The following is an 18,418-nucleotide window of genomic DNA, read 5'->3' on the forward strand; positions in this document are numbered from 1 at the left end:
GAGTCGATCACCCGACGACGACGGGCCCGCCTCCCGGGTAGGGAGAGGCGGGCCCGTCGTCGTCGGATCAGTGCTCGGCGGTGCGCCGGGTGCCGGAGTAGTACTCGAAGAGCAGGCCGCAGGCGGCGAAGATGACCAGTACCAGGCCCAGGCCGAGCAGCCAGAACTGCCAGAACACCAGGCCGAGGCCGGCGATCGCGGCGGCCAGCGCCAGCCCGAACGGCCAGTAGCTGCCGGGGCTGAAGAAGCCGATCTCGCCCGCGCCGTCGGCGATCTCACCGTCCGGCCGGTCCTCGGGGCGCAGGTCGATGCGGCGGGAGACGAACCAGAAGAAGCCGCCGCACATCGCGCAGAGCAGGAAGGAGAGCAGCAGAGCCACCGTGCCGACCCACTCGACGTGGCCACCGGAGTCGCCGTACGTCCACGCGCCGTAGAGGGCCGTCGCGCCGAGCAGGAACACGGCGATGATCAGGAAGATACGCCACTCGGTCTTCATGCCGGATACCTCAGTTTCCCGCGCTCGCGGACGCGTCGTCCGGGTTGAAGTTGTCCTTCGTACGACGGGTGTCGAAGGGCTGCGTGGTCTTCGCGTACGGGTCCTGGCCGATGGCGGTCAGCGCCTCCTGCGTCGACTTGCCGTCCCGCTTCGCGGCGAGGAACTGGTCGTACGCCTCCGGGGAGACCACCCGCAGCTCGAAGTTCATGAAGGCGTGGTAGCTGCCGCACAGCTCGGCGCAGCGGCCCACGTACGCCCCCTCGGACTCCAGCTTGGAGACCTCGAACACGTTACGGATCTTGCCGGGCATCACGTCGCGCTTGAACAGCAGCTCCGGCACCCAGAAGGAGTGGATGACGTCGCGGCTGGTCTCCTCGAACCGGATGGACCGGTTGGTCGGCAGCACCAGCACCGGGATGACCTCGCTGGTGCCCAGCACCGACGCGACGGTGTTGGCCTCGGTGCCCTGGCCGTCGCGGTAGTTGAACTGCCAGTTCCACTTGAAGGCGACGACCTCGACGGTGACGTCGGGGTTCTTCGTCGTCCGCACCACGTCGGTCTGGACCACCGCCGTGTAGTAGAAGAGCACGGAGACGATCAGAATCGGCGCGATGGTGTAGAGGAACTCCATCGGCAGGTTGTAGCGGGTCTGCACCGGCAGCTCGTTGCCGCGCTTGCGGTAGCGCACGACGCACCAGAAGATCAGGCCCCAGACGAAGACACCGACCGCCAGGGCGGCGATGCAGGAGGCGATCCACAGGTCGTACATCCGGTGCGACTCGGGGGTGATGCCGCCCTGCGGCCAGCCGAAGCCGTCGACCGAGCGGCCGACGTCACACCCGGTGAGCAGAACCAGCAGCGCAGCTCCGCCGAGACCGAGCCCGGCGAGCCGGCCAGCACCACGCCGCCGACGCACACCGGCTCCGGGGGAAGCACCGTGCCGTACGGCCGACGGCCGTACCTCCGAACTCCTTGCGACCACCTGGTCCTGCCTCCCTAGCGCGCCGCGGTGGGGTATTCCATCAGCACCGACGGCAAAGGCGTCACCGACGGTCGCAGATTACTCGACCATGGCGGGCTCGACGGTCTTGGGGTCAGTGTCCGCCCCCATCGGGGGGTGCCGTCCGCCCCCGACGCGATAGCGTCTGCGGTCGTGAGTGCCCACCCGGTCTACCTGGACGCGGCCACCGCCGCGCCGCTGCACCCGGTGGCCCGGCAGGCGCTGCTGGCCGCCCTCGACGACGGCTGGGCCGACCCCGCCCGCCTCTACACCCGGGCCCGCCGCGCCGGGCAGCTCCTCGACGCCGCCCGCGAGGCCACCGCCGCCACCCTCGGCGTCCGCCCCGACGAGGTCTCCTTCACCCCCAGCGGTACGCACGCCGCGCACTCCGCCGTGCTCGGTGGCCTGGTCGGCCGGCAGCGGGCCGGGGCGACGCTGGTGCACTCGGCGATCGAGCACTCGGCGGTGCTGCACGCCGCACAGCGGCACGGGTCGGCCGGCGGCGTCGCGACCTCCGTACCGGTGGACCGGCTCGGCCGCCTCGACCTGGACGCCTGGTCGGCGGCGGTGCGCTCCCCCGGGGTGGCGCTGGCGACGCTGATCGGGGCCAGTCACGAGGTGGGTACCGTGCAACCGGTCGCCGGGGCGGCCGACGCCTGCGCCGCCGTCGGGGTGCCGCTGCACGTCGACGCGGCCCAACTCGTCGGCCGGATGCCGGTGCCGGCCGGCTGGTCGGTGCTGACCGCCAGCGCACACAAGTGGGGCGGTCCGCCCGGGGTCGGGCTGCTCGTGGTCCGCAAGGGCACCCGCTGGGAGTCGCCGTGGCCGGCCGACGAACGGGAGTTCGGGCGTACCCCCGGGGTGGTGAACCTGCCGGCGGTGGTGGCGGCGGCGGCGAGCCTGCGCGCGGCGGCGGCCGACGCGGCGGCCGAGGCGGCGCGGCTGACGCCCCTGGTGGACCTGATCCGGTCCCGGGTCGCCGCCGAGGTGCCGGACGTGGAGGTGGTCGGCGACCCGGTCGACCGGCTCCCCCACCTGGTGACGTTCTCCTGCCTGTACGTCGACGGCGAGGTGCTGCTGCACGCGCTGGACCGGCGCGGCTTCGCCGTCTCCTCCGGTTCCTCCTGCACCTCCTCCACGCTGCGCCCGTCGCACGTGCTGGAGGCGATGGGGGTGCTGTCGCACGGCAACGTCCGGGTCTCGCTGCACCGGGAGACCACCACGGCGGACGTGGAGCGGTTCCTCGCCGAGCTGCCCGGGATCGTCGCCGAGCTGCGCGCCGACGCCGGCGTGGTGGGCCTGTGACCACCCCGACCGGGCCGGATCACCTTCCGGCCGGCGCGGGCGGCGACGAGGCCGGGCCGGTGGGCCGCCCGACCGGGATCAGCGGCGACGGGACCGCCCCGACCGAGGTGCTGGACTGTCGGGGGCAGCGCTGCCCGCTGCCGGTGATCGCGCTGGCCCGCCGCCTGCCGGAGCTGCCGGTCGGCGCGGTGCTGCGGGTACTCGCCGACGACCCGGCCGCCGCCGTGGACATCCCCGCCTGGTGCCGGATGCGCGCCCAGGAGTTCGTCACCGCCCTCCCCGACGGCCCGGCCTACGACATCCGCCGCACCCGCTGACCCACCCCGCCCCACCCCGCCCCACCCCGCCCCACCCCGCCCCTGTCGATCATGGAGTTATGGTGGTCGGTCTACGGCATTACTGCCGGTTCGGAGGCACCGCAACTCCATGATCGACAGGGGTGGGGGTGTCGATCCGGATCGGGGGAGACGGCGCGGCCGGTGTGGGTGAAGAGCCGTGACGCGCTCTCGGCGGTGGTGCGGGACCGGTCGACATCCTCCCGTCGCGGCTGCCGTGCTCCGCGCCTGCGGGGCCGACCAGCCCGCGATCGACCGGCTCACCGCGCTGGCCACCCGCTCCGGGACCAGGACAGCCGGCCGCTCACAGTCAGGCGAGGTACCGCAGGATCGCCGGGAGCGGGTCGATCGCGATGGTGGTGTCGACCACCAGCCGGGGGCCGATCAGCGGTTCGTACCCCGCGCCGCGCTGCCGGGTCTGCTCCCAGGTCGGGGCGAGCGGGTCGGCGGCGTGCCGGGCCTCGACCCGGCGACGCAGTTCCGCCTCGTCGCCGCAGTACACCTCGATCAGCCGCAGCGGCACCCCGGCCCGCTCGGCCAACTCGAACCAGAGCCCCCGAGTGCCGGCTCCCGGGTTGACCGCGTCGACCACCACGCTGGTGCCCAGCCCGAGCTGCACCTCGGCCAGCCCGGCCAGCGCGTCATAGCCGGCCAGGCCGGGACCATGGCCGGCCAGCCCCGCCCCGTGGCCGGCCAGCCCGTGTCGGGCCAGCGCCCGCTCGATCGGGTCGACCGGCAGCACCGCAGCGCCCAGCGCCACTCCGACCCGCCCGGCGAGGGTGCTCTTACCCACCCCCGGCAGGCCGGCGAACACGACCAGGAGCTGCGTCATGGCACCAGGTGCGGCCGAACGTCCTCGGCGGCGGCCTCACCGTACGACTCGGCCATCCGCTTGACGAACAGGTCACGGCGTACGTCGTACTCCTGGGTGCCGACGGTCTCCAGCACCAGGGTGGCCAGCAGCGAGCCGACCTGGGCGGCGCGTTCCAGGCCGAGACCCCAGGACAGGGCGGCGAAGAAACCGGCCCGGAAGCCGTCGCCGACACCGGTCGGGTCGACGGCCCGGATCTCCCGGGCGATCGGCACCCGGAACGGCTCCGCGTCCCGGGTGGCGATCTCGACGCCGTCCTTGCCGAGGGTGGTGACCCGGACCTTCACCCGCTCCAGGAGCTGGGCGTCGGTCAGGCCGACCTTGCTCTGGAGCAGGGACTTCTCGTAGTCGTTGGTCATCAGGTACTCGGCGCCGTCGATCAGCGAGACCACGTCGTCGCCGTCCATCCGGGCGAGCTGCTGTGACGGGTCGGCGACGAACGCGTAGCCCCGGTCCCGGCACTCGGCCGAGTGCCGGACCATCGCCTCCGGGTCGTTCGCGCCGATCAGCACCAGGTCCAGGCCGCCGAGCCGCTGCGCGACGGGGCCCAGCTCGATGTTGCGGGCCTCGCTCATCGCCCCGGCGTAGAACGAGGCGATCTGGCACATGTCGGTGTCGGTGGTGCAGACGAAGCGGGCGGTGTGCGCCACCTCACTGACGTGCACCGAGTCGCAGTCCACGCCGTGCCGCTCCAGCCAGGAGCGGTAGTCGGCGAAGTCGGCGCCGACCGCGCCGAGCAGGATCGGGCTCAGCCCGAGCTGCCCCATGCCGAAGGCGATGTTGGCGGCCACCCCGCCCCGGCGCAGCACCAGATCGTCCACCAGGAAGGAGAGCGACACCTTGTGCAGCTGGTCGGCGATGAGCTGGTCGGCGAAGCGACCCGGGAAGCTCATCAGGTGGTCGGTCGCGATCGAGCCGGTCACGGCGATCTTCATGTCAACCCTCGGGGTCGGGAGCACGGCGCGGGTCAGCCTACCGGTCGCGCTCGGGCGACGGTCGGGGGTCGGACGACCACCGGCCACCACCTGCTCATCCGCCCGACACGGGCCGGCCACCCCGTGCCGGAGCCCCACCGACGGGCCGGACCGTCCGGCCGGACGGGTGGGCCGGACGCGACGACGGGGCCGTCCCGTGGTGGGACGGCCCCGTCGGGCGCGACGGCCCGCGACTCAGCTGAACGAGTCGCCGCAGGCGCAGGAGCTGCCCGCGTTCGGGTTGTCGATGGTGAAGCCCTGGGCGTCGATCCGGTCGGCGAAGTCGATGGTCGCCCCGGTCAGGTAGGGGGCGCTCATCCGGTCGACGACGACCTCGACCCCACCGAAGTCGGTGACGACGTCACCGTCGAGCGAACGCTCGTCGAAGAAGAGCTGGTACCGCAGGCCGGAGCAGCCACCCGGCTGCACCGCGACCCGCAGCCGCAGGTCGTCGCGGCCCTCCTGCTCGATCAGGGCCTTGACCTTCTGCGCCGCGACGTCGGTGAGGACGACGGAAGTGGGGGCCTGGGCCTCGGTCGGGTCGGTCTGCGCTGGCGTGGTCACGTGGAAATCTCCCTGCGCGGTATGGGTCCGGACACCCTGGCCAACAGCACGTCGCGGCCAGTGATTCCCGGTGTGGTCCACCTCCGATGGTACGCCGCCCCGGCGGAGCCCACCCGGCCGGCGCGATCGCCGCCGCCGGCGGGCCACGGCGGCCCCGGCCGTCCCGGTGGGCTCAACGGCTCCACTGCCGGGCCAGCCGCGCGCCGAGCGCCCGCAGCCCCTCGGCGGGCCGGCCCATCGCCGCCGCCACCCCGCCGCCTTCCTCGCCGCCGAAGTGCTCCACCAGGCTGTACGCCTCGGTCACCCCGGCCGAGGCGGCCTCCCGCCGGCCGGTGCTCACCCGGCCCGCCAGCACCACGCAGGGCACCCCCCGGTCGCGGGCCGCACCGGCCACCCCGGCGACCACCTTGCCGCGCAGCGACTGGTGGTCGAACGACCCCTCCCCGGTGATCACCAGATCGCAGTCGTCCAGCGCGGCCTCCAGGCCGATGGCCCGGCTGACCAGGGCGATGCCGGATTCGCAGCGCCCGCCGAGGGCCAGGATCGCCGCGCCGAGGCCGCCGGCCGCGCCCCCGCCGGGCAGCCCGCCGAGGCCGGGCGGGCAGCCGGGCAGGTCCTTCTCCAGCACCGCCGCCCAGCGTTCCAACGCGGCGTCGAGCAGCAGCACGTCGGCCCGGTCGGCGCCCTTCTGCGGGCCGTAGACGCTGCTCGCGCCGTGCAGGCCGAGCAGCGGGTTGTCCACGTCGGTGGCGGCGACCAGGGTCGCGTCGCGCAGTCGGGGCGTCCCGTCGAGGGCGGCGACGGCGGTCAGCGCCGCCCCGCCGTACGGCAGGGCCCGGCCGGCGTCGTCGAGCGGCGTCGCCCCGAGGGCGGCGAACAGGCCGGCCCCGCCGTCGTTGGTGCCGGAACCGCCCAGCCCGACCACCACCGTCCGGGCCCCGTGCTCGACGGCGGCGGCGACCAGCGCGCCGAGGCCGTACGAGGTGGTGGCCTTCGGGTCGCGTTCGGCGGCGGTCAGCAGGTGCAGCCCGCACGCCTGGGCGCTCTCCAGGTAGCCGACGCCGTCGGCGGTGAGCAGGATCTCACCGGTCACGGGCCGGCCCAGCGGGTCGACCGTCGGCACCGGCACCCGCCGCCCGTCGAGCGCGTCGGCGAGCACCGTGACGAAGCCCGGCCCGCCGTCGGCGAGGGGACGGATGAGCAGCTCGTCGGCGTCGTCGACCTCGCGCCAGCCGGCGGCGACGGCGGCGGCCACCTCCGGGGCCTCCAGGGTGCCGGCGAACTTGTCCGGACAGAGCAGCACGCGCATGCCCCGAGTGTGGCAGGCCACATCGGCGCGGGGCAGTGTGGCAGCCCACACCGGCAGCGGTCGTGCGAACGGCCCGTTGTGGGACCATGAGGACGTGACTTCGACCTGGGTGGAACCCTCCAACACGGCGACCGCGCTGCTGCTCCTCGGCCGCGGCAGCGACCCCGCCACCGAGCGTGGCGTGGAGTGTCCGGGAGACCTGCCGGCGCCGAGCGACCCGGACCTGGTGGCCCGGGCGACGGCGGCGAAGGCCGCGCTGGGCACGAAGGTGTTCGTTCTCGGCCACCACTACCAGCGCGACGAGGTGATCCAGTTCGCCGACGTCACCGGCGACTCGTTCAAGCTGGCCCGGGAGGCCGCGGCCCGCCCGGACGCCGAGTACATCGTCTTCTGCGGCGTGCACTTCATGGCCGAGAGCGCCGACATCCTCACCACCGACGCGCAGCGGGTGATCCTGCCCGACCTGGCGGCCGGCTGCTCGATGGCCGACATGGCGGTGCTGTCGCAGGTCGAGCGGGCCTGGGAGGTGCTGACCGACCTGGGCGTCGCGGCGGACACCGTCCCGGTGACGTACATGAACTCCTCGGCCGACATCAAGGGCTTCGTCGGCCGCAACGGCGGCGTGGTCTGCACCTCGTCGAACGCGAAGCGGGCGCTGGACTGGGCGTACGCGCAGGGTTCGAAGGTGCTGTTCCTGCCCGACCAGCACCTCGGCCGCAACACCGCCGTGCTGGAGCTGGGCTACTCGCTCGACGACTGCGTGCTCTACGACCCGCACAAGCCGCAGGGCGGGCTCACCGCTGAGCAGCTGCGCGACGCGAAGATGATCCTGTGGCGGGGGCACTGCTCGGTGCACGGCCGGTTCACCCTGGACAGCGTGCAGGACGTCCGGGCCCGGGTGCCCGGGGTCACCGTGCTGGTCCACCCGGAGTGCCGGCACGAGGTGGTCACCGCCGCCGACCAGGTCGGTTCGACGGAGTACATCATCAAGGCGATCGAGGCGGCCCCGGCCGGCTCGGCGTGGGCGGTCGGCACCGAGCTGAACCTGGTCCGCCGGCTGGCGCTGGCCCACCCGGACAAGCAGATCATGTTCCTGGACAAGGCGGTCTGCTACTGCTCCACGATGAACCGGATCGACCTGCCGCACCTGGTCTGGGCGCTGGAGGAGCTGGTCGCCGGACGGGTCGTCAACCAGATCACGGTCGACGCGGACACCGCGCACCACGCCCGGGTGGCGCTGGACCAGATGCTCGCGTTGCCGGGTGCCGACACCCCGCCGCCCGCCACCGCCTGATCACCCGAAGTCACCACCGAAGTACGGAAACGTACCGGAATCGCCGGTTCGTTCCCGTACCGGCGCGGTGACCAATTCCTATTTCGTCACGGAGGGCTATGCTGCCGGGGCGACGTACCACGGGGACCGTTTTGGGCCGGCCCCGTTCCGGGTAGCTGGACAGCTCGTACCGGACAGCTGGACAGCATGCCCCATCATCGACTCACCCCGCACCACCCGACACGCGCTGGAGGTTTGCGTTGACGGACGATGTCCTGGTCGTACACGGAGGTACCCCGCTCGAAGGGCGGATCCGCGTGCGCGGCGCGAAGAACCTGGTCTCCAAGGCGATGGTCGCGGCACTGCTGGGCGACTCGCCCAGCCGGCTGTTCGACGTTCCCAGGATCCGTGACGTCGAGGTGGTCCGCGGGCTGCTCGGCCTGCACGGGGTGAAGGTGACCGACGGCACCGAGGACGGCGAGCTGGTCTTCGACCCGTCGAACGTCGAGAGCGCCAGCACCGACCAGATCAACGTGCACGCCGGCTCCAGCCGGATCCCGATCCTGTTCTGCGGCCCGCTGCTGCACCGCCTCGGCCACGCCTTCATCCCCGACCTGGGCGGCTGCCACATCGGCCCGCGCCCGATCGACTTCCACCTCCAGGCGCTGCGCGAGTTCGGCGCGACGGTCGACAAGACCCCCGAGGGCCTGCACCTGTCCGCGCCGAACGGGCTGCACGGCACCAAGTTCGCCCTGCCGTACCCGAGCGTCGGCGCGACCGAGCAGGTGCTGCTGACCGCGGTGATGGCCGAGGGCGTCACCGAGCTGCGCAACGCCGCCGTCGAGCCCGAGATCATCGACCTGATCTGCATCCTGCAGAAGATGGGCGCGATCATCAAGGTGCACACCGACCGGGTGATCGAGATCCAGGGCGTCAAGAAGCTGCACGGCTACACCCACCGGCCGATCCCCGACCGGATCGAGGCGGCGAGCTGGGCGGCGGCAGCGCTGGCCACCCGGGGGCACGTCGAGGTGCTCGGCGCGCAGCAGGCCGACATGATGACCTTCCTGAACGTCTTCCGCTCCGTCGGCGGCGAGTACGAGGTCACCGACGCCCGCCCGCCGAAGCTCGGCGACCCGGGCCAGGAGGGCGGCATCCGGTTCTGGCACCCGGGCGGCGAACTGAACGCGGTGGCGCTGGAGACCGACGTGCACCCCGGTTTCATGACCGACTGGCAGCAGCCCCTCGTGGTGGCGCTGACCCAGGCCCGGGGCCTGTCGATCGTCCACGAGACGGTCTACGAGCAGCGGCTCGGCTACACCGAGGCGCTGAACACCATGGGCGCCAACATCCAGGTCTACCGGGACTGCCTCGGCGGCACCCCGTGCCGGTTCGGCCGGCGCAACTTCAAGCACTCCGCGGTGATCGCCGGCCCGAGCAAGCTGCACGCCGCCGACCTGGTCATCCCGGACCTGCGGGCCGGGTTCAGCCACCTGATCGCGGCGCTCGCCGCCGAGGGCACCTCCCGGGTGTACGGCGTCGACCTGATCAACCGGGGCTACGAGGACTTCGAGGCGAAGCTGGCCAGCCTCGGCGCGCACGTCGAGCGGCCGTAACCAGCCGCGTCCCCCGGCCGGCCCGGACCCCTGCCGTCGTCCCGGCCGACCCGCTCCACCGAGCGCCCGGTGCACCCGTGATGTGCACCGGGCGCCGTCGTATGGCTACCCTTCACCTCGTGCCGTCGCTGTTTCGCCGCAAGTCCGCCGACTCCGACTCCTCCGCCACCGCCCCGGTAGTGACCGAGGAGCCATCCGCCGCGCGCCCCCGGGGCTACACCCCGAGCAAGAAGGAACTGGGCGTCGAGACCCCGAAGCGGCCGGTCGCCGGTCGCCGGCCGGCCGGCCCGACCCGGCCGCTGACCAAGGAGGAGGCCCGGGAGCAGCGTCGCAAGGCGCGCACCGAGGCCGCCGCCGAGTTCCGCCGCGAGGGCGGCCCCCGGGACCGGGGGCCGGAACGGCTGCTCGCCCGCAACGTGGTCGACTCCCGGCGGACCATCGGCACCTGGTTCTTCGGCGGCGCGTTGATCGTGCTGATCGGGTCGAACGCGGCGATGCCGTCGGCGATCCGGCTCGCCTCGAACGTCGTGTGGGGGGCGCTCGCGCTCGGCGTGGTGATCGACTCGGTGCTGATCTCCCGGCGGATCAAGAAGCTGGTGCGGGAACGCCACCCCAACAGCGGCGAGCGGATGGGGTCGCTCTACCTCTACGCGATCATGCGGTCGATCACCTTCCGCCGGATGCGCGCCCCGGCCCCCCGGGTGAACATCGGCGACCCGATCTGACCGACGTCTCCCGACGGCCCCGCCCGGCGGCGGGGCCGTCGTCGTGTCCGGCGGGCCGTCGTCGTGTCCGGCGGGCCCGGACGGCGGGGCGGGAGCGGGGCGGTCAGGACGGGCGGCGCGGGTCGGGGGCCGGGCTCCGGTAGAGCCGGGCCACCACGTCCTCGATGTCCGGTTCGACGATCGAGAGGTCCCGCAGCGCGGCCAGCCCGGCCAGCGCGGACACCACCTCCGCCACCCCCGCCGACTCCAACGCGTAGACCAGCCGGTGGCCGTCCGCCTCGACCCGGTGCAGCGCCGCCCCCGCCGGTTGCGGCGGGACCGCCAGCGGGGCGTCCAGGTCGGCGACGACGAGCCGGCGAGAGCCGTACCGGGCGTGCAGGGCGGCGATCGACCCGTCGTGCACCACCCGGCCGTGGTCGACCACCACCAGCCGGGCGCAGAGCCGCTCGATGTCGGCCAGGTCGTGGGTGGTGAGCACCAGCGTGGTGTCGCCGGCCCGGCCCAGCTCGGCGAGGAACCCCCGGACCGCCTGCCGGCTCACCACGTCCAACCCGATGGTCGGCTCGTCGAGGAAGAGCACCTGCGGGTCGTGCAGCAGCGCGGCCGTCAACTCGCCCCGCATCCGCTGCCCCAGCGACAGCTGGCGTACCGGGGTGGTCAGGAAGTCGTCCAGGTCGAGCAGGTCACGGCAGCGGCGCAGCCGGGCGGCGTGCGCGGCGGCCGGCACCCGGTAGAGGTGCCGCAGCAGGTCGAACGAATCGGCAAGCGGCAGGTCCCACCACAGTTGGGAACGCTGACCGAAGACCACCCCGATCCGCAGCGCCAGCCGGGTCCGGTCGGCGACCGGGCGCAGCCCGCACACCCGGGCCCGCCCCGCCGACGGACTCAGCACCCCGGTGAGCATCTTCAGGGTGGTCGACTTGCCCGCCCCGTTCGGGCCGATGTAGCCGAGCAGCTCGCCGCGCTCCACCCGCAGGTCGATGCCGTCCACGGCGGTGACGGTCCGTTTCTCCCGGCGCAGCCGGCCCGCCTTCACCCGTACCGTGAACTCCTTGCGCAGCCCGTCCAGTTCGATGACGCTCATGACCCCGTACTCCGGTAGTGGCGGATGCCGGTGCGCCAGGCCGCCGCCGCGCCGGCGACGGCGACCAGCGCCACCCCCGGCGCGACCCAGCCGGCCCACGACGGTAGGCCGAGCGGGTCGGCGCGGCCGAGCAGCGCCAGCGCCGGCTGGTAACTGACGAAGGCGAACCCCAGGCCGTACGCGAAGGCGGCCCGGAACCACCCGTCGAAGACGGTCACCGGGTACGTGGTGAAGTCCCGCCCGCCGTAGGTGACCGCGTTGGCCAGCTCACCGGAGTCGACCCACCAGAACGACACGGTGGCGGTGGCCACGAAGACCGAGCCGAAGAAGACCACCCCGGCCAGCGGGGCGACCACCGCCAACACCACCCGGGCCGGGGTCCAGTCGATCCCGGCCGAGGTCAGCGCCACCACCAGCACGCCCACCCCGAACAGGCCCCGGGACACCTTGCGCAGCGGCAGGTTCATCAGCAGCAGCTGGGGCAGCGCGCCGAGCGGGCGGAGCAGCACCGCGTCGAACAGGCCGGTGCGCACGTGCGCGGGCAGCCGTTCGATGTTGCCGACCAGCAGGTCCGCCACGGCGAAGGCGCTGGCCGACAGGCCCACCATCACCAACGTCTCGCGCAGCGTGAACCCGCCCAGCTCCCGCGTCACCCCGTAGATCACCAGGACGGTGACCACGTCGAACACGGTGGCCCCGACGTTGCCCACCAGGTCCAGCAGGAACGACGCCCGGTAGGTGGTCTGCGCGCGGGCCTGCGCCCCGAGCAACGCCCGGTACGCCGCGAACGTCCCACCCGCCCGTGGCTCAACCACCCTGCACCACCAGGTGACGTTCGGCCCGCCGCTGCACCAGCCGGCAGACCGCCAGCACCAGCACCGCCCAGCCGAGCTGGAGCGCGACCAGGCCGACCTGGACCGCCGGCGGGTCCCGCTCCACGAGCACGTCGAGCGGGGTCTGCAGCAGGCTCGGGAACGGCGTGCCGCACCACAGCACCAGTTGCAGCCAGTCGGGCAGGAAGCGCAGCGGGAAGTAGAGCCCGGCCAGCACCCCCGAACCGAGGGTCCACAGCAGCATCGGGCCCCGCGCGTCCTGCCACCAGTAGGCGGTGGCGTTGACCAGGAACCGGCAGCCGAAACAGAGCACCACGGCGGTCACCACCGAGACCACGAAGAGCCCGACCGCCGACCACCGCGACGGCAGGTAGACGTCGAAGAACAGCGGCCCAACCAGGACCGGCGGCAGCAGCCGGGCCAGGGCGGCGTACCCGGCCCGGCCCAGGTCGGTGGCGAGGTAGCTGGTCACCGGATGCACCGGGCGGAGCAGGTCGGCGGCCACGTCGCCGGTACGGATCCGGTCGGCCAGGTCCGTCCAGCCCCAGAGCAGCACGACGGCGATCAGCCCCTGACCCGCCCAGACGAAGGTGGCGAGCTGGGCCCGGTCGTACCCGCCGACGCCCGCGGAACCGGCGGCGGCCAGCAGCACCGCGCAGCGCAGGAAACCGAAAACGATGTTGGTCACGGCCCCGGCCAGGGCCGCCTGCCGGTAGGTGGAGTAGCGCCGGAATCCGGCCCGGGATATGGCCCCGAATGTCCGGAACCATCGGGTAACGTTTGCGCTCGTGGACGGTGCCGCAGTGGCGGTGACCGAGCCCACGCCGTTACCCTCCTTCCGCAGCCCCGCCGTGCCGGACGGGGGACTCTACCGGCATCCCGGGGCGCCCTGCACGACAATTTGCAACGAGGTGACACCGCCGTGAGCGAGCGACGCGAGCCGGGCATCGGGCCGCGCCGCACGCGTGGACCCGGAGCCACCCGGTGACGGGCGGCTGGTCCGACCGCTGGGACGCCCCGGCGGAACCGTCCTGGGTGATCGAACCGACGAGCGAATGGCATCCGCAGTTCCCCGGCCAGCGCTACCCCGGCGACATCGGCTCCCGCTACACCGACCCCCGGGCCCGGGGCACCGCCTCCGGCCGCGCCGAGGTGCCCCCGCTCGCCCCGACCCGCCCCGACGGCACCTACCTCGGCCGGTCCTGGTCCGACCTGGACGACGAGCCGCCCCGCTGGGACGGTCCCCGCGACGAGCGGCACGGCGACCACGACCCGTACCGCCGGCTGGCCGACGAGACGTACCGGGGGCCCGCGGACGACGCGTACCGGGGGCCTGCGGACGACGTGTACCGGCGGCCCGCCGACGAGGCGTACCGGCGGCCGTCGGAGGAGCCGATCTGGCAGCGGGAACGCCGGCCGCCCGCACCCGAACGGTACGACGACCGACCGGCCGACCGGATCAGCTGGTCGGACCGGCGGCGGGGCGGGGCCGAACCGGCACCGACCGGTTGGCACCGCGACCGGGCCGGCACCGACCGGTACGACGGCCCGCCCCGGCAGGAGCGGAGCGCACCCGGCATCACCCCGGTCTCCCCCGGCCGCCCGCCCGTGTCCCCAGCGCCCCGCCACGAGCCGCCCCGCGCCCGCCCCGACCGGTTCACCGAACCGGACCGGCCGCGCGAACCCGACGAGGGCCTGCCGAGGCGGCGTACCACGAGCGAACGCCCCACCACCGACCGCCGCCCCGCCGGCGACCGCCTGGGCGAGGAACGCCTGGGCGGGGACCGCCGACCGGTCGAGGACGGCCGGTCCGTGGACGGCGGCGGTGCCGACCGGCGCTCCGACGCGCCCACCGGGCAGGGCCGCCGCGCCGCCGGCCCCGGTCACCGTGTCGACGACGAGCCGCACCACCGCACCACCGACCGGTACGACCCGTACCCGGCCGGGCCCGCACGGGGCGGGGACCTGCCGACCCGGTTCCGGGAGGACGAGCCGCCCCGGCGGGACACCGACCGACGGCCCGCCGCCCACGGGCACGCGGACCGGTGGCAGCGCCCGCCCCACGACGTCCCGCCGGTCCGCCCGCGCGACGACACCCCGCCCGGCCACCCGCCGCGCCACGACAGCCGGGCGACGACGTCCGCCATCCCCGAGGAGCGGTGGCAGCACCCACGCGGCCACGACGAGCGTCGGCCGGCGCAGCCGTACGAGCCGGCGGCCCGCCACGTGGCGTACCCCGACCTGCGCCCGCCGGACGAGCCGTACCGCGAGCCGTGGGGTCGTACCGGCACCGACCCCCGCCCGACGCGGGAACCGGAGCACGGCCGCGACGGCCGGCCGGCGTACCCCCCACGGCACCCCGCCGAGCCGCCCACCCGCCCCGAGGACCGGCCGGCGGCCCGGACCGCCCCGGGGCACCCCGGCGACCGTCGCCCCGGCGCGGCGTCGCCCCCGGGACGCCCGGACATCGGTACGCCGCCCCTCGACCCACCGCCCGACCACCCGGTGTCCGGGGCACCGGTCTCCGGGCTGCCGGTGTCACCGGCCCCGGTGTCGTCACCGCCCGGCACGAGCACGGCGGGCCCGCCCGCGACCGGTCCGTGGGGTCCCCGCCCCGGTCCTCCGCCGCCGCCGGCCGGCACCCGGCCGGGTGGCTCCGACGCGCCGGCCCCGACGGCCGGCCGGCAGACCCCCCTGCCGCCGGACGCCCCCGCGTCCCCCACCGAGCTGCCCACCCGGAAGCGCCACGCCGCCGGCCGGCCGCCCATCCCCGCCCCGGACCAGGCCACCCCGGTCTCCGCGCCGCCGGCCGCCCGGTTGCACATCGAGTTCCGCCGGCCCCCGGAGAACACGCCACCGGTCGACCGACCAACCGGCCGCCCCCCGGCGACACCCGCCCCCGGTCCCGGGACCGACCGACCCACCGACCCGGGCACCGCCGGCCGTACCCCGACCGCACCCGCCACCGGTTCCGGAACCAACCCGCCCACCGACCCGGGCACCGCCGGTCCACCTACGGCGGCACCCGTCACCGGCCCCGCCCCGGACCCCGCCGGGTACCCCCCGGCGACGCCCGCCACCGACCGGCCCGCCCTGGAGATCACCCCCGACCGGCCGCGCCGGTACGTCCCGCCGGCACCGGAGCCCGGCGGCACCGACCGTCCCGGCAGCGCTGCCCCGACCCCGCCGGGAGGCTCGGCGGCCTGGTTCCGGCCCGGCCGGTCGACCCCCACACCGGCCACCCCGCCGGACCGCACGACGGCGGCCGACCGCACGCCGGGCAGCGCCGCGCCGGACCCGTCCACGGCCGGCCGCCCGGCCACGCCCGGCGGGGCACCGACCGGTGGCACGGACGTACCCGTGCCCCGCTCGCCGGCACCCCCGTCGCACCCCACCGACCCGGGCCGGGTCCCACCGACCGGCACCGGCGACCCGGACCGGTCGCCCACCCCGGCCGGCGGCCCTGCCGCCGCCGAAGGGCGGCCCACCGGCGGAGCCGACACGCACACCGTGGACGGCCCGGCCGACGTCGGAGCCACTGCCGGGGTACCGGGTGCCGGACGTCCCGTCCCGACGGTCCCCGACGCCCCCGATCCGTTCGGCGGAACCGTCCGAACCGCCGGGAGTGGTCTTCCCGCGACGACGGACCCGGCCGCGTTCCTGGACGTGCCGGGCGAGGACACCGCGGAGGACCGGTCCGGTGCGGTGGACGTCGACGCCGGCCGGGACTCCGCTCCGGTCACCCCCGCCGGGCCCGACCCGGCCGGCGACCGTGCCGTCCCGGCCGCCGTGCCCGACCGCACCGTCCCGGTGTCCCCCGCACCCGTCACCGATCCGGTCGACACCGTCCTGCCCGGCACCGCACCGGCCGGCACCATCACGGTCCCACCGGCCGACACCGCCATGCCTCCGCCGGCCGACACCGCCACGGTCGAGACCGGCCCGGTCGGCACCGCCGTGGGACGCACCGACCCGGCACGCACCGGTCCGGTCGGCACCGGGCCGGCGGACCCCGATCCGGCCGGCACCACCACCGAGGACGACGGAGCGGCCCGCACCGACCCGGGCGACACCGCGCCGACCGCCACCGGTCCGGTCGGCCGCAGCACGGAGGACGACGACCCGACCCGCACCGAACCGACCCGCACCGAACCGGACGGCACGGGACCGGACAGCACCGTGACCGTCGGCGCCGGACCAGGCGGCACCGGGACGGCCGGCGGCGATCCGCCGGACCCCGCCCCCACCGTCGGGCTGGTTGCTGGAAATGACGTCGTTGCCCCGGATGTCGTCGGCGTCGGCGCGGTGATGGCGAGCAGCATGACGGGGCTGGCCACGGAGGCCGCCGAACCAGCCGCCAGCGCGACGGAACCGGTCGACGCCACCGACCCGCCGGCGACCGGGGACCGAGCCGGCACCACGGACCGGCCGGCAGGCACCGACCGGACCACCACCCCGGACCGGACCACGCCCGACGACCACCCCACCCGCACGGACCGGCCGGCAGGCACGGACCGGCAGACCAGCGCGGACCGGCCGGCAAGCGCAGACCGGCCGGTAGGTACGGACCGGCAGACCAGCGCAGACCGTCCGGCGAGCGCGGACCGGGTCGGCACCACGCAGCCGCGGGCCGCCGGGGACCGGGCCGCCGCTGCGGGACCGACCACGGGCACCCCGGCCGCGTCCGGGGCCGCCGCGACGGCGGTACGGCAGGTCGACCCGGAGCAGGCGCTCGCCGGCTACCGGTGGCGGCTGGACCCGGAGACCCTGCGCGAGGTGGTCGACGACCCGGCGGAGCTACGGATCATCCGCCGCCGGCTGACCGAGAAGCTCGCCTCGGCCCTGGACAACCGCGCCCGCGCCCGGCTGCTCAGCCTGCGGGCGGTGCTGTCCCGGCTGGTCGACGACCTGGACGACGCGGTGGCCGACGGCCGGCTCGCGTTGACCTACGCGGAGGCGACAGGTGAGCTGCGGCGTACCGCGCTGGCCCGGGCGCGGCTGGCCGAGGCGCTGCGCTGGAAGGGTGAGTTCACCGAGGCCGACCGGCTGTTCACCGAGGCCAACTCGACGGAACTGCCGGACCGGCTGCGCTCGGCGCTGCACGAACACGCCGGCCGGTCCTGCTACGACCAGGGCCGGTTGATCGAGGCGTGTGGACACTTCGAACGGGCCCTGGACCTGCACCGGGCCGAGGACCCGGAGCTGACCGACCGGATCGCGGTGTGCCTGGACGCGGTGTACGCCCACGCGGCGGCCCGGGGCGGCTTCGGGCCGTACCCGCGTAGCCGGGACGAGGTGCGGCACGGCCGCCGTTCCCCGCGCCCCACCCACGACGGCCGGGGTCGCTGGGGGTACGCCGACACCGACGGTGAACTCGTCGTCGACTACCGGTACGTCGAGGCGCAGCCGTTCCACGAGCGGATGGCCTGGGTACGCCGCCCCGACCAGGGCGGGTGGGAGCTGATCGACGAGACCGGCGGCACCCTGCTCGGCCCCGCGTACGCCCGGGTGCTGGCCTTCTCCGACGGCCTGGCCTGGGTGTCGCAGGGCGGCGACGCGGACTGGTCGGCGATCGAGCCCGACGGGACGGTGGTGGTGCCGGCGGGGTTCGAGGAGGTCAGGCCGTTCCGGGCCGGGGTGGCGGCGGTACGCCGGGGCGGCTGGGGGGCGGTGGACCGGCACGGTCGGCTGGTCGTCCCGCCGCGCTACCACGGGATCGACACGACGTTGTCCGACGGTCGCCGGCTCGACGGGTTCACCGACGAGGGGCTGGCCGTGGTGGAGCTGGCCGGCCGGCGGGGGGTGCTCGACCGCACGGGCACCGTGCTGGTCCGGCCGGTGCACCCGGCGTTGGTGATCCACCCGGTGGCGTTCCTGGTCGGCGACGGGATGAACCACTGGGGGGCGCTGGACCGGCGGGGCGAACCGCTGATCCCACCGGTGCACCCCGACTGGGACACGGTGGTGGCGGAGATCGACAGGCTGCTCGCCGACACCCACCCCGTGCTCTGACGCCGGCTGCGCCGACGGGTG

15 protein-coding genes are annotated in these 18,418 nt (G+C 75.0%); 6 read left to right on the forward strand and 9 right to left on the reverse strand.

The features are described from left to right. Positions 1 to 67 precede the first annotated feature (67 nt). Both FJK98_RS24255 and coxB read right to left on the reverse strand, forming a co-directional pair. Entirely contained in the window at positions 68 to 496 is a 429-nt protein-coding gene (locus FJK98_RS24255) for a cytochrome c oxidase subunit 4 (protein WP_088644665.1), read from the reverse strand. A 10-nt stretch (positions 497 to 506) separates the two neighbouring features. Next, positions 507 to 1,478, reverse strand: a complete 972-nt coding sequence (coxB, locus tag FJK98_RS24260; RefSeq protein WP_088644664.1) for a cytochrome c oxidase subunit II — start codon at positions 1,476 to 1,478, stop codon at positions 507 to 509. A 171-nt stretch (positions 1,479 to 1,649) separates the two neighbouring features. On the opposite strand from coxB, the gene FJK98_RS24265 reads away from it, so the two are divergent. Beyond that, the gene (locus FJK98_RS24265; protein ID WP_145921053.1) at positions 1,650 to 2,801 is read left to right on the forward strand and encodes a cysteine desulfurase family protein; all 1,152 of its coding nucleotides are present in this window, start codon (positions 1,650 to 1,652) and stop codon (positions 2,799 to 2,801) included. Positions 2,802 to 2,878: 77 nt separating this feature from the next. Then, complete coding sequence (locus FJK98_RS24270; protein WP_145922966.1) at positions 2,879 to 3,118, forward strand: sulfurtransferase TusA family protein; 240 nt, start codon at positions 2,879 to 2,881, stop codon at positions 3,116 to 3,118. A 328-nt stretch (positions 3,119 to 3,446) separates the two neighbouring features. On the opposite strand, the gene FJK98_RS24275 is transcribed toward FJK98_RS24270, so the two are convergent. From FJK98_RS24275 to FJK98_RS24290, 4 genes are all read right to left on the reverse strand, one after another. Continuing rightward, entirely contained in the window at positions 3,447 to 3,968 is a 522-nt protein-coding gene (locus FJK98_RS24275; protein WP_145921054.1) for an ATP-binding protein, read from the reverse strand. Next, the gene (locus tag FJK98_RS24280; protein ID WP_145921055.1) at positions 3,965 to 4,942 is read right to left on the reverse strand and encodes a carbohydrate kinase family protein; all 978 of its coding nucleotides are present in this window, start codon (positions 4,940 to 4,942) and stop codon (positions 3,965 to 3,967) included. Before FJK98_RS24280 ends, FJK98_RS24275 begins: the two co-directional genes overlap by 4 nt. A gap of 234 nt (positions 4,943 to 5,176) precedes the next feature. Next, a complete protein-coding gene (gene erpA, locus FJK98_RS24285; RefSeq protein ID WP_088644658.1) occupies positions 5,177 to 5,545 on the reverse strand; it encodes an iron-sulfur cluster insertion protein ErpA in 369 nt (122 codons plus the stop codon). A gap of 172 nt (positions 5,546 to 5,717) precedes the next feature. Continuing rightward, positions 5,718 to 6,854 (reverse strand): glycerate kinase, encoded by a 1,137-nt coding sequence (locus tag FJK98_RS24290; RefSeq protein WP_145921056.1) that lies wholly within the window; start codon positions 6,852 to 6,854, stop codon positions 5,718 to 5,720. Positions 6,855 to 6,948: 94 nt separating this feature from the next. Between FJK98_RS24290 and nadA the strand changes: the two genes are divergently transcribed. The 3 genes from nadA (at position 6,949) to FJK98_RS24305 (ending at position 10,468) form a co-directional block, all read left to right on the forward strand. Beyond that, positions 6,949 to 8,148, forward strand: coding sequence for a quinolinate synthase NadA (gene nadA / locus FJK98_RS24295; protein WP_145921057.1), 1,200 nt, complete (start codon positions 6,949 to 6,951; stop codon positions 8,146 to 8,148). 239 nt (positions 8,149 to 8,387) lie between these two features. Further along, positions 8,388 to 9,743 (forward strand): UDP-N-acetylglucosamine 1-carboxyvinyltransferase, encoded by a 1,356-nt coding sequence (gene murA, locus FJK98_RS24300; RefSeq protein WP_145921058.1) that lies wholly within the window; start codon positions 8,388 to 8,390, stop codon positions 9,741 to 9,743. A gap of 101 nt (positions 9,744 to 9,844) precedes the next feature. Beyond that, positions 9,845 to 10,468, forward strand: coding sequence for a DUF3043 domain-containing protein (locus FJK98_RS24305; protein ID WP_145921059.1), 624 nt, complete (start codon positions 9,845 to 9,847; stop codon positions 10,466 to 10,468). A 103-nt stretch (positions 10,469 to 10,571) separates the two neighbouring features. Here FJK98_RS24305 and FJK98_RS24310 read toward each other — a convergent pair whose 3' ends face one another. The 3 genes from FJK98_RS24310 to FJK98_RS24320 are packed head-to-tail and all read right to left on the reverse strand — an operon-like array spanning position 10,572 to position 13,208. Then, a complete protein-coding gene (locus tag FJK98_RS24310) occupies positions 10,572 to 11,552 on the reverse strand; it encodes an ATP-binding cassette domain-containing protein (protein ID WP_145921060.1) in 981 nt (326 codons plus the stop codon). Then, a complete protein-coding gene (locus FJK98_RS24315; protein WP_145921061.1) occupies positions 11,549 to 12,367 on the reverse strand; it encodes an ABC transporter permease in 819 nt (272 codons plus the stop codon). The genes FJK98_RS24310 and FJK98_RS24315 overlap by 4 nt, the downstream gene beginning before the upstream one ends. Then, a complete protein-coding gene (locus FJK98_RS24320) occupies positions 12,360 to 13,208 on the reverse strand; it encodes an ABC-2 family transporter protein (RefSeq protein WP_145921062.1) in 849 nt (282 codons plus the stop codon). Before FJK98_RS24320 ends, FJK98_RS24315 begins: the two co-directional genes overlap by 8 nt. A 161-nt stretch (positions 13,209 to 13,369) precedes the next feature. On the opposite strand from FJK98_RS24320, the gene FJK98_RS34340 reads away from it, so the two are divergent. Continuing rightward, entirely contained in the window at positions 13,370 to 18,397 is a 5,028-nt protein-coding gene (locus FJK98_RS34340; RefSeq protein ID WP_240762307.1) for a WG repeat-containing protein, read from the forward strand. Positions 18,398 to 18,418 lie beyond the last annotated feature (21 nt).

The sequence above is a fragment of the Micromonospora sp. HM134 genome (assembly GCF_007833915.1).
GTDB lineage: Bacteria > Actinomycetota > Actinomycetes > Mycobacteriales > Micromonosporaceae > Micromonospora > Micromonospora wenchangensis.

Coding starts and splice junctions, on each gene's coding strand:
- FJK98_RS24255 (WP_088644665.1), bottom strand. CDS start 496: ATGAAGACCGAGTGGCGTATCTTCCTGATCATCGCCGTGTTCCTGCTC.
- FJK98_RS24310 (WP_145921060.1), bottom strand. CDS start 11,552: ATGAGCGTCATCGAACTGGACGGGCTGCGCAAGGAGTTCACGGTACGG.
- FJK98_RS24305 (WP_145921059.1), top strand. CDS start 9,845: ATGGCTACCCTTCACCTCGTGCCGTCGCTGTTTCGCCGCAAGTCCGCC.
- FJK98_RS24275 (WP_145921054.1), bottom strand. CDS start 3,968: ATGACGCAGCTCCTGGTCGTGTTCGCCGGCCTGCCGGGGGTGGGTAAG.
- FJK98_RS24290 (WP_145921056.1), bottom strand. CDS start 6,854: ATGCGCGTGCTGCTCTGTCCGGACAAGTTCGCCGGCACCCTGGAGGCC.
- FJK98_RS24280 (WP_145921055.1), bottom strand. CDS start 4,942: ATGAAGATCGCCGTGACCGGCTCGATCGCGACCGACCACCTGATGAGC.